Source organism: Mycobacterium sp. E2327 (assembly GCF_001672675.1).
Lineage (GTDB): Bacteria > Actinomycetota > Actinomycetes > Mycobacteriales > Mycobacteriaceae > Mycobacterium.
The window spans coordinates 21,636-32,315 of record NZ_LZKE01000218.1; the positions used below are offsets into that span (position 1 = coordinate 21,636).

General features: G+C 71.2%; 11 protein-coding genes. 7 read left to right on the plus strand and 4 right to left on the minus strand.

Going from position 1 to position 10,680, the window contains the following annotated elements; translation table 11 throughout:
- The first annotated feature begins 2 nt into the window (after positions 1–2).
- Complete coding sequence (locus tag A5712_RS24845) at positions 3–497, plus strand: cupin domain-containing protein (RefSeq protein ID WP_068111443.1); 495 nt, start codon at positions 3–5, stop codon at positions 495–497.
- A 5-nt stretch (positions 498–502) separates the two neighbouring features.
- Here the strand turns inward: A5712_RS24845 and A5712_RS31080 are convergent, their stop codons facing one another.
- The 3 genes from A5712_RS31080 to A5712_RS24855 form a co-directional block, all read right to left on the minus strand.
- Entirely contained in the window at positions 503–670 is a 168-nt protein-coding gene (locus A5712_RS31080; RefSeq protein ID WP_156766762.1) for a hypothetical protein, read from the minus strand.
- Between the two features lie 134 nt (positions 671–804).
- Positions 805–2,247 (minus strand): NAD(P)/FAD-dependent oxidoreductase, encoded by a 1,443-nt coding sequence (locus A5712_RS24850; protein WP_068111383.1) that lies wholly within the window; start codon positions 2,245–2,247, stop codon positions 805–807.
- Positions 2,247–2,723, minus strand: coding sequence for a VOC family protein (locus tag A5712_RS24855; RefSeq protein ID WP_068111386.1), 477 nt, complete (start codon positions 2,721–2,723; stop codon positions 2,247–2,249). Before A5712_RS24855 ends, A5712_RS24850 begins: the two co-directional genes overlap by 1 nt.
- A 53-nt stretch (positions 2,724–2,776) precedes the next feature.
- Here A5712_RS24855 and glp point away from each other — a divergent pair, with 53 nt between their 5' ends.
- From glp to A5712_RS24875, 4 genes are read left to right on the plus strand one after another with little or no spacing between them, the layout of a single operon-like run.
- A complete protein-coding gene (gene glp / locus A5712_RS24860) occupies positions 2,777–3,982 on the plus strand; it encodes a gephyrin-like molybdotransferase Glp (protein WP_068111389.1) in 1,206 nt (401 codons plus the stop codon).
- Between the two features lie 17 nt (positions 3,983–3,999).
- Positions 4,000–4,722, plus strand: coding sequence for a phosphatidylserine decarboxylase (locus tag A5712_RS24865; protein WP_231982234.1), 723 nt, complete (start codon positions 4,000–4,002; stop codon positions 4,720–4,722).
- Positions 4,719–5,582: a CDP-diacylglycerol--serine O-phosphatidyltransferase gene (pssA, locus tag A5712_RS24870; RefSeq protein ID WP_068111392.1), complete on the plus strand. Its 864-nt coding sequence runs from the start codon at positions 4,719–4,721 to the stop codon at positions 5,580–5,582. Before A5712_RS24865 ends, pssA begins: the two co-directional genes overlap by 4 nt.
- Positions 5,579–7,744: an AAA family ATPase gene (locus A5712_RS24875; RefSeq protein WP_068111394.1), complete on the plus strand. Its 2,166-nt coding sequence runs from the start codon at positions 5,579–5,581 to the stop codon at positions 7,742–7,744. The genes pssA and A5712_RS24875 overlap by 4 nt, the downstream gene beginning before the upstream one ends.
- On the opposite strand, the gene A5712_RS24880 is transcribed toward A5712_RS24875, so the two are convergent.
- On the minus strand, positions 7,718–8,314 hold the full coding sequence (locus A5712_RS24880) for a TetR/AcrR family transcriptional regulator (RefSeq protein WP_068111398.1): 597 nt from the start codon (positions 8,312–8,314) through the stop codon (positions 7,718–7,720). The two genes, A5712_RS24875 and A5712_RS24880, sit on opposite strands and share 27 nt — an antisense overlap.
- Positions 8,315–8,335: 21 nt before the next feature.
- Here A5712_RS24880 and A5712_RS24885 point away from each other — a divergent pair, with 21 nt between their 5' ends.
- Both A5712_RS24885 and A5712_RS24890 read left to right on the plus strand, forming a co-directional pair.
- Positions 8,336–9,115, plus strand: a complete 780-nt coding sequence (locus A5712_RS24885) for a DUF2867 domain-containing protein (RefSeq protein WP_068111402.1) — start codon at positions 8,336–8,338, stop codon at positions 9,113–9,115.
- A gap of 94 nt (positions 9,116–9,209) precedes the next feature.
- Positions 9,210–10,622 (plus strand): MFS transporter, encoded by a 1,413-nt coding sequence (locus A5712_RS24890; protein ID WP_231982236.1) that lies wholly within the window; start codon positions 9,210–9,212, stop codon positions 10,620–10,622.
- Positions 10,623–10,680 lie beyond the last annotated feature (58 nt).

Consider the following 10,680-nt stretch of genomic DNA (forward strand, 5'->3'; position numbering starts at 1 on the left):
ACGTGTCCCTCGTCGTGCCCCCGTATCCGCCGCCGCGCTACACCAAGGACGAACCGGAGATCAGTGCCTGGCTCAGGCGAGCCGACTCGCCGCCGGACTACGAGACCTTCGGGACCAAGTACCGCTACCTGGCCAATCAGCAGGCCACCGACGGCGACTACGGCCTGTACCGGGTCGACATCGCGCCGGCCGGCGGTGGGCCCCCGGCGCACTATCACCGCGCGATGTCCGAGGCGTTCTTCGTCCTGTCCGGGACGATGAAGCTCTTCGACGGCAACGAGTGGGTCGACGGCCACCAGGGCGACTTCCTCTACGTCCCGCCCGGCGGCGTCCACGGTTTCCGCAACGAGGCGGACGCGCCGGCCTCGGTCCTGATGTTGTTCGCGCCCGGCGCGCCGCGCGAGGCCTACTTCGAGGGCTTCGCGGCGCTCGCCGACATGACCGACGACGAACGCCGGGAGTGGTTCATCCGCCACGACAACTACTGGGTGCAGTAGCCGGGTTAATGGTGGGCGAACATTCGGTGCCGGGCCGCGATGCGGGCCCCGGCTGCGACGTAGGGTTTGGCCGTGCAGGCTAAGAAGCCGCAGTCGAAGCGGGAAGCGGCGTGGGCGCGGACCAAGATCGAGATGGCGCGCAGCGCCCCGATCAGGGCAGCGGAGCGGGTCAAGCGGCTAAGGCAGGGCAGCCGGCCGGCATCGCCGGCGCCAAGCGCCTTGCGGCAGCCCGGAATTGGAGCGCCGGCCCGGCACCGGGGCGAGCGCGGGGTGCGCAGGGTTCACCGCCATCGGGACGCGCCGGCCGCTAGCAGGCGAATCGGTAATCGCCGTCGACCAGCTCGCGGGTCCGCTCGAAGAACGTCCGCCCGCTGTAAGGCAACTGGGTGACGACCTTGCCGCTGGGGTGCCGGAAGTAGTTGGTGCAGGCGAGCCAGACCTTGCCGACCATGGCGGCCTGGATCTCGTCGTTGTAGCGCCGCTGCGCCGCGGGCGTGACCTCGACCGTGCGCGCGCCGCGGTCACCCATGACGTCGAGGATGTGGCGCACGAACGTCGTCTGCGCCTCGTGGATGTACAGAATCGAGTTGACGCCGTTGGTATTCGGGCCGTACAGCGTGAAGAAGTTCGGATACCCGGCGATCAGCGTGCCGAGGTAGGCCTCCGCGCCCCCGCTCCACTCGTCGCGCAGGTGGCGGCCGCCCGACCCGTACACGTCGATGCTCGCCAGGTAGTCGGCCGCTTTGAACCCGGTGCCGTAGATGACCGTGTCGACGCGGTGCTCGACGCCGTCGACGGTGCGCACCCCGCGCTCGGTCAGCTCGGCGATGGCCGTCGTCTCCAGGCTCACGTTGGGCAGCGCGAACGTCGGGTACCAGTCGCGCGACATCAGCGGCCGCTTGCAGCCGACGGGGTAGTCGGGCGTCAGCTTCGCGCGCAGCTCGGGGTCGGCGACCTTGCGCATCAGATAGCTGCGGGCCAGCTCGGTCGCCTCGCGCGTCTGCGCGGCGTCGACGTCGAAGTCGGATGACTCATAGGCGTCGAAGGCCTCGTCGCGCAGCTTGCGCGCCGTCTCGGGGTGGCGCTCGAACTCCGCGTGCTGCTCGGGGGTGAACGGGAAGTCGAACCGCGGCGCGATCCAGATCGGTGTCCGCTGAAACACGGTGAGGTGCGCAGTGTCTCGCGCGATCGCGGGCACGTACTGGATGGCGCTGGCGCCGGTTCCGATGGACGCGACCCGCTCCCCGGCCGTCGGCTTGCTGTGATCCCAACGCGCCGAATGGAATTGGCGCCCGCGGAAGCGTCGCGCGCCGGGGATGTCGGGGACGTTGGGCACGTCGAGCATCCCGACGGCGCTGACCACGACCTCGAAGTGGTGTTCGGCGCCGTCGGCGGTGCCGAGCGTCCAGCGCCGCTCCCGATCCGACCAGCGCACCGTGGTGATCTCGGTGTGGGGGCGCAGATGCGAGGCCAGCCCGTGGTCGGCGGCGACCTTCTCCAGGTAGGCCAGGATCTCGGGCTGGTTGGCGTAGGTCTTGCTCCACCGCGGGTTGGGCGCGAACGAATACGAGTACAGGTGCGACGGCACGTCGCAGGCCGCGCCCGGAAACGTGTTGTGCCGCCAGGTCCCGCCGAACCCGTCGGCGCGGTCGAAGATGGTGAAGTCGTAGCCGCCGTCGGCCAGCTGGATGCCCATCGCGATGCCGCCGGCACCCGCGCCGATGATCCCGACTGTGATTTTTCGGGGCATCACGCCCCGTATTGCGCGAAGTACGGTCGCTCGGGCCGGCTTTTTTCCACCAGGATGAACACCACGCCCCAGGGGTCGACGAACCAGGTGGTGCGCACCCGGGCGACGTCGGCGATCCCGGTGACCAGGAAGCGCACCCCCTTGCGCTCCAGCTCGGCGCGGGTGGCGTCGAGGTCCTCGCAGATCAGGCCCACGTGCGAAAGGCCCTGATCGGTCAGGGCCCGCTCGGCATCCGCGCCGTCGACGTTGAGGTATTCGATGACCTCGAGCACCCGGTCGCCGTCGCCCGGAAACCCGACGATGGCCGCCTTCATGCTCGGGTCACCGACCAGCTCGCCCATGTCCTCGCGAATGGCGTTACCGCTCATGACGTACGGCGGCGAGAGCACACGCAGGCCCAATACGTCGCGGTAGAACGCCACCGCGGCCTCACAGTCGGGCACGCACAACCCGGCGTGGGTCAACCCGGTAATCACGTTCTCAACCTTACGTCCGCGAGCCGCTTTTTTGCGCCTTGGATAATGGCCGGGTGCGGTCTGTCGAGAAGCATCAGCGAGTCGTAGCGGAGATGATCCGCGCCCGCCCGGCGGTCGCGGTCGGGCTGGCCGAGGCCCAGGGGCTGGTGCTGGCCGACGACGTGGTCGCGTCGCTGGCGCTGCCGGTGTTCGACAACTCCGCGATGGACGGATACGCGGTGCGCGCCGAGGACGTCGCGGGCGCCACGCCCGAGCAACCGGTGGTGTTGGAAGTCGCCGAGGACATTCCGGCCGGGCGGATCGACGAGCTGGTGCTGCAACCGAAGACCGCGCACCGCATCATGACGGGCGCGCCGCTGCCGGCCGGGGCGACGGCCGTGGTGCCGGTCGAGGACACCGACGGCGGCGTGCAGGCGGTGGCGATCCGGGCGCCGCGTCCGGAGGGCGCGCACATCCGGCGGGCCGGCGAGGACGTCGCGCCCGGCACCACCGTGCTGCGCCGCGGCCAGGTGGTCACGCCGGCGGTGCTCGGCCTGGCGTCGGCGCTGGGCATGGCGGAGCTGAAAGTGGTTCCGCGCCAACGGGTTCTGGTGATGTCGACCGGGTCGGAGCTGGTAGCGCCCGGCGCACCGCTGCGGCCAGGGCAGATCTACGAGTCCAATTCGATCATGCTGGCAGGGGCGGTGCGCGAGGCCGGCGCCGAGGTGATCGCCGTCGCGACCGCCGAAGACGACGTCGCACAGTTCAGTTCGATCCTCGATCGCTACGCGGGCGACTGCGACCTGATCATCACCAGCGGCGGCGTCAGCGCCGGCGCCTACGAGGTGGTCAAGGACGCGTTCGGGCGGGACGGCGACCAGGGGGTGGAGTTCGTCAAGGTGGCGATGCAGCCGGGCATGCCGCAGGGCATCGGGCGGGTGGCCGGCACCACGATCGTGACGCTGCCCGGCAACCCGGTCAGCGCGCTGGTGTCCTTCGAGGTGTTCATCCGCCCCGCGCTGCGCCGGGCCATGGGCCTGCCCGACCCCGAGCGGCCGCACCGGCCCGCGGTCCTCGCCGAATCGCTGACCTCGCCGCGCGGCAAACGTCAGTTCCGGCGGGCGATCCTCGACCCCGAAGCGGGGACCGTAACCAGCTACGGGCCGCCGGCCTCCCACCATTTGCGGTGGCTGGCGTCGGCGAACGGGCTGCTGGACATCCCGGAGGACGTCGTCGAGGTGTCCGCGGGAACCGAGCTGCAAGTCTGGGACCTCACCTAGTCCGTAAGATGGCCGCCGTGGCAAGACGCCCCCAAACCGTCGGCCCGACCGCCGAGGACCCGGCCTTCAGCCCCCAGCACGCCCTCGAGTTGGTGCGTTCCGCCATTCCGCCGGTGCACCCGGCCGGGCGGCCGTTCATCGCCGCCGGCCTGGGTGTGGCGCTGATCGGGCGCAACCACCGCTGGCTGCGCCGGGCGGGCCTGCTGGCGGCCGGCGCCTGCGCCGGATTCTTCCGCCATCCCCCGCGGGTGCCGCCCTCGCGGCCCGGCGCCGTCGTCGCCCCCGCCGACGGTGAGATCTGCGTGATCGACGCGGCGGCCCCGCCGGACGAGCTCGGCATGGGCGACGCGCCGCTGCTGCGGGTCAGCATCTTCCTGTCGCTGCTGGACGCCCACGTGCAGCGGGCCCCGGTGAGCGGCGAGGTGATCGACGTGCGGCACCGGCCGGGCCGGTTCGGGTCGGCCGACCTGCCCGCGGCGAGCACCGAAAACGAGCGCACCAGCCTGCGCATCCGCACCGACACCGGCGCCGACGTGGTGGCCGTACAGGTCGCCGGACTGCTCGCGCGCCGCATCGTCTGCGACGCGCGCGCCGGGGACAAGCTCTCGATCGGCGACACCTACGGCCTGATCCGATTCGGCTCCCGTCTGGACACCTACCTCCCGCCCGGCACGGAACCGCTGGTGAAGGTGGGCCAGCGGGCGGTGGCCGGCGAGACCGTCCTGGCCGAACTGCGATGACTGACAAGCGCCGGGATCGGCGAACCGCGAGCCTGCAACTGTTGCCCAGCGCGATGACGGTGCTGTCCATCTGCGCGGGCATGACGTCGATCAAGTTCGCCCTCGACGGCAAGCCGATTCCCGCGATGGCGCTGATCGCCGCGGCGGCGATCCTGGACGCGCTGGACGGACGGGTCGCCCGCATCCTGGGCGCCCAGTCGCGCCTCGGCGCCGAGATCGACTCCCTGGCCGACGCGGTGAACTTCGGGGTGACACCCGCCCTGGTGGTCTACGTGATGCTGTTGTCGAAGTGGCCGGTCGGCTGGGCGGTGGTACTGCTGTACGCGGTGTGCGTCGTGCTACGCCTGGCCCGGTACAACGCTCAGCAGGACGACGAAACCCAGCACGCCTACCAGCATGAATTCTTCGTCGGGATGCCCGCGCCGGCGGGCGCGGTCTCCATGATCGGCACGATCGCCCTCAAGTTGCAGTTCGGCGAGGGCTGGTGGACGTCGGTGTGGTTCCTCGCGATCTGGATCACCGGGACGTCGATGCTGATGGTCAGCGCGATTCCGATGAAGAAGCTGCACACCGTGGCGATTCCGCCGAACTGGGCGGTTCCCCTGCTGGCGGTGCTCGCGGCGGTCGCGGCGGCCGCGGTGCTGCAGCCTTACATCCTGATCTGGGTGATCATCATCGCTTACCTGTGCCACGTGCCGTTCGCGGTGCGCACCAAGAGCTGGCTGGCCAAACACCCCGAGGTGTGGGACGACAAGCCCAAAGAACGCCGCGCGGTGCGGCGCGCCGACCGCCGGGCGCAGCCGAGCCGCCGGTCGATGACGCGGCTGGGGCTGCGCAAGCCGGGCGGGCGCCTGCGATGATCCCGGCCTCCGGCAGTCAGCTCACGCTCACCGCCAGGCTGAACACCTCCGCCGTCGACTCCCGCCGCGGCGTCGTCCGCATACACCCCAATGCCGTTGCCGCCCTTGGCATCCGGGAATGGGACGCGGTCGCACTGACCGGATCGCGCACGACGGCGGCCGTCGTCGGGCTGGCCGGCCCGGACACCCCGGTCGGCATCGTGCTGCTCGACGACGTGACGCTGTCCAACGCCGGGCTGCGCGAGGGCACCGCGGTGATCGTCAGCGCGGTCACCGTCTACGGCGCGCGGTCGGTGACGCTGTCCGGCTCGTCGATGGCCACCGCCTCGATCACGCCGGTCACCCTGCGACAGGCGTTGCTGGGCAAGGTGATGACAGTCGGCGACGCCGTGTCGCTGCTGCCGCGCGACCTGGGGCCCGGGACGTCGACGTCGGCGGCCACCCGGGCGCTGGCCTCGGCCGTCGGGATCAGCTGGACCTCGGAGCTGTTGACCGTCACGGAGGTCGACCCGGAGGGGCCGGTCAGCGTGCAGCCCAGCTCGTTGGTCAGCTGGGGAACCGGGGTCCCGGCCGTCGGGGGCCCGCACGAGCAGCTTCCCACCGGCACCCCGGAGATCCTCGTCGAGGAGCTCAAGGGTTCGCAGCCGCAGGCCGCCAAACTCGCCGAGTGGCTCAAGCTCTCGCTCGACGAGCCGCACCTGCTCAAGAGCCTAGGCGCGGGCACCAACCTCGGTGTGCTGGTGTCGGGCCCGGCAGGCGTGGGCAAGGTGACGCTGGTGCGCGCGGTGTGCGACGGCCGCCGACTGGTCGAGCTCGACGGCCCGGAGGTGGGCGCGCTCGCCGCCGACGACCGGCTGAAAACCGTTGCCGCGGCGGTGAAGAAGGTTCGCGACGGCGGCGGCGTGCTGCTGATCGCCGACGTCGACGCGCTGCTTCCGGCCACCGCCGAGCCGGTGGCAGCCCTCATCCTCGGCGAGCTGCGAGCCGCCGTCGCCACCGGGGGCGTCGCGCTGATCGCCACCTCCGCCCACCCGGACCAGCTCGATGCCCGGCTGCGCGCCCCCGACCTGTGCGACCGGGAGCTGGGCCTGCCGCTGCCCGACGCCGCCACCCGCAAGGCGCTGCTGGAGGCGCTGCTCAAACCGGTGCCCACCGGCGATCTCGATCTCGACGAGATCGCCGGGCGGACACCGGGTTTCGTCGTCGCCGACCTCGCCGCGCTGGTGCGTGAGGCCGCGCTGCGGGCGGCGTCGCGGGCCAGCGCCGACGGGCAGCCACCGAAGCTGAATCAGGACGACCTCGTCGGGGCGCTGACCGTCATCCGGCCGCTGTCCCGCTCGGCCAGTGAGGAACTGACCGTCGGTAACGTCACGCTCGACGACGTCGGCGACATGGCCGAGGCCCGCCAAGCCCTGACCGAAGCGGTGTTGTGGCCGCTGCAGCATCCCGACACCTTCGCCCGGCTCGGCGTCGATCCCCCGCGCGGCGTGCTGCTGTACGGCCCGCCCGGCTGCGGCAAGACGTTCATCGTCCGCGCCCTGGCCAGCACGGGACAGCTGTCCGTGCACGCGGTCAAGGGCTCCGAGCTGATGGACAAGTGGGTGGGCAGCTCGGAAAAGGCTGTGCGCGAACTGTTTCGGAGGGCCCGCGATTCGGCGCCGTCGCTGGTGTTCCTCGACGAGGTGGACGCGCTGGCGCCGCGGCGCGGGCAGAGCTTCGACTCCGGCGTCACCGACCGGGTGGTGGCCGCGCTGCTGACCGAGCTCGACGGCATCGACCCGCTGCGCGACGTCGTCGTGCTGGGCGCCACCAACCGGCCCGACCTGATCGATCCGGCACTACTGCGGCCGGGCCGGCTGGAGCGGCTGGTATTCGTGGAACCGCCCGACGCCGCCGCCCGCGGCGAAATCCTGCGCACCGCAGGCAAATCCATCCCGCTGAGCGACGACGTCGACCTCGACGCGGTGGCCGCCTCGCTCGACGGCTACAGCGCCGCCGACTGCGTCGCGCTGCTGCGGGAGGCCGCGCTGACCGCCATGCGACGCTCCTTGGACGCCTCCGACGTGACGGCCGCCGACCTCGATGCCGCCCGCAAGACCGTCCGCCCGTCGCTGGACCCCGCGCAGGTGGAGTCCCTACGCGCGTTCGGCAAAACGCTCTAACACCGCGCGGGCCGACGCCGCGACGTCGGCCTCCAGCCAGGGCGGCATCGGCTCGTCGTGCGCGTGGCGGCGGACGACGGCATACGGCAGGTCGGCCACCGCGCGCGCGACCGCGTCGACCGATCGCCGGTCGCGTCTTCCGTACAGTTGCTTCGCCAGGGCCGAAAGCCGTTCGGTCAAGGGCGCATTCATCGCGGCGAGCGTCTCCCGGAACGCCGCGTCGGGCTCGTCGTCGAGCAGGTCGGTGGGCCGGATCGTCAGCAACAGCCGGGCGTCCTCGGGCAGCTCGCGGGCGAAGCCGACGGCGGCCACGGCCATCGCCACCGCCGTGTCGATGGCCGTCTCGCCCTCGGCGCCCAGCGCCCGCGCCTGGAAACGTTCGAGCGCCCGCAGCCACGCCGCCGTCAGGATGCCGTCGCGGTTGCCGAACCGGTGATACAGCGTGCCGGCGGGCGCGCCGCTCGCCTCGGAGATCGCCGCGACGCTCGCCGCCCGCGGTCCCCCGTCGAGCACCAGGGCCCGAGCTGCGTCGAGGATCACATCGGTTTCGTGCTTCCGCGGCGGCGCCATGATCTAGTACATTCCTTCTATATGGAACGATTACCCTATATCGATGAGCATGCCATAACCGTGCCCGCGAATCGCGACGACACGTGGTCGGCGCTGCTGCGGGTGATGTGCCGCGACCCGCTCGACCCGTCGACCGTGCCGGCGGGCTTCGTTTTGGACGGGGCGCGGCACCCGGAGCTGTTCGCGCTCAAGGGCCGCCACCTGTTCGCGATCTACCGGTGGGTGTTCGAGTTGGACGACGTGGCACCCGGCACCCGGGTGCGCTCCGCGACCTGGGCTGCCTTCCCCGGCATCCACGGCACGGCCTATCGCGCGCTCGTCATCGGAACCGGCGCACACCGAATCGTGGTGCGCAGCGTGCTGAGACGCATTGCGGCGGTGGCGCTCGGCGGGACCGGTGCCGACTACGCCGACGTCTTCGAGGCCCCTATCCCGCAGGGTGATTCACGCACCGCCGAACAGACGCTCCGCGACGCGGTGGGGCGCAGGCCGGGAGCTGGCGGGAACCTCGTGCTGTGGATCCACCGCCACGTGCTGAGGCTTCGCCTGGGTCCGTACTCCTCGCCGAACCACATCATCGGCTGGCCGATCACGCGCTCGGATCGCGAGGAGATCGTGCTGACGTCGGGCGGGCCGCTCATCCGCGGCCGGTTGACGCTGCGCCGCCAGGACGGCCGGGTGATGCTCATCACCCGCGTGCATTACAACCGCCTCGCCGCCCGAGCGGTGTGGGCCGCGGTCGGCCCGCTGCATCGGGCCGTGGCGCCGGGGCTCGTGAAACGCGTTGCGGCACACACCTGAACCGTTTGACCCGTTCGTTCGTCCGACTTGGTGTAACCCGGATGCCTACATACAGGCATCCGACAACCTCACCGAGAAGAGCAGGATCGGTTTCGTGAAGTTCCCTGATGTCGCCCCGACGACGCGGGTCATGACGGTGGCGATCATGGTCTCGGCGGTCGTGTTCCTCGACGGCACCGTCGTGAACCTGGCCCTGCCGGCCATGGGCCGCGACGTCGGCGGGGGCATGTGCACCCAACAGTGGGTGGTGGACGGCTACCTGCTGGCCGTGGCGGCCATGGTCCTGCCCGGCGGTGCCATCTCCGACCTGTTCGGGCGGATCCGGGTGATGCGCTTCGCGCTGGCGGCCTTCGGGGTCGGCTCGGTGATGGCGGCGACCGCGGGCACCCCGTCGATGCTGATCGCCGGGCGCCTCGTCCAGGGACTGGGCGGCGCGTTTCTGGTGCCCGGTTCGCTGGCCCTGATCAACTCGACGTTCGAGCCGGCCGACCGCCCCGCCGCGATCGGATCGTGGACGGCCTGGACCGGAACCGCCTTCGCGGTGGGGCCGCTGCTCGGCGGGCTGACCGTGGACTTTCTGGGCTGGCGCTGGATCTACGTCTTGTCGGCGGTCCCCGTGGCCGTCGGCTTCGCGCTGACGTACTGGCTGCGCGGGATTCCCGGTCCCTCCGGAAGCGCGCGCCTCGACCTCGTCGGCGCCGCGCTGTCGGCGGTCGGGCTGGCCGCCACGGTGTACGCACTGATCGAACAGGGCCGGCGGGGCTGGGCCGACGCACTGGTCAGGGCGGCGCTGGCGGTGGGCATCGCGGCACTGCTGGCGTTCGTGGCGTGGCAGCGCCGCACGGCCCACCCGATGGTGCCGCTGAGCCTGTTCGCCGCCCGCAACTTCGCCGGGGCCAACCTGGTCACCGCGTTCGTCTACGGCGGCATCACGATGGGTTCGTTGGCGATCGCGCTGTACCTGCAGGAGGTCGCGGGGTATTCGGCCACCGCCTCGGGCCTGATCACGCTGCCCAGCCCGATCATCTCGTTGCTGTTCGCCCGCGGCGTGGGCGGCATGGCCGCCTGGATCGGACCGCGCATCTTCCTGATGGCGGGTCCCGCGCTGGCCGGGCTCGGGTTGCTGCTCATTCGCCCCACCGCGCACGGATTGCACGCCCTCACCGACGTGTTGCCGGGCCGCATCGTGCTGGCCGTCGGCATGGTCCTCGCCGTGACCCCCCTGACCGTGGTCAATTTGTCCGCCGTCAAGTCCGCGCACAGCGGAATCGCCGCCGCGATCCAGAACGCGACGGGGCGTACCTCCGCGCTGATCGCGGTGGCCTGCGTGGGAGTGATCACCGCCAACAGGCTCACTGACGCCAGCTTCGCCCGGCTCATGGTCGTCAGCGCGGCGCTGTTCTTCGTCGGCGCCGCCGTCGGCGGCCTCGCCATCCGAAACGGGCACGCAGCGGCCGAGCCGCGGGAGGCCGCCCCCGCCGGTCAGCCGCAGCTGGCATCGAGTTAGTTTTTTGCAGTAATCTGCAATCTTGCTTATAACTGCATAGTCGCGTTAACGTGACCGG

Excerpts from the sequence above, each read along its gene's own strand:
- pssA (WP_068111392.1), top strand. The coding sequence starts at position 4,719 with ATGACTGACAAGCGCCGGGATCGGCGAACCGCGAGCCTGCAACTGTTG.
- A5712_RS24885 (WP_068111402.1), top strand. The coding sequence starts at position 8,336 with ATGGAACGATTACCCTATATCGATGAGCATGCCATAACCGTGCCCGCG.
- A5712_RS24875 (WP_068111394.1), top strand. The coding sequence starts at position 5,579 with ATGATCCCGGCCTCCGGCAGTCAGCTCACGCTCACCGCCAGGCTGAAC.
- A5712_RS24880 (WP_068111398.1), bottom strand. The coding sequence starts at position 8,314 with ATGGCGCCGCCGCGGAAGCACGAAACCGATGTGATCCTCGACGCAGCT.
- A5712_RS24850 (WP_068111383.1), bottom strand. The coding sequence starts at position 2,247 with ATGCCCCGAAAAATCACAGTCGGGATCATCGGCGCGGGTGCCGGCGGC.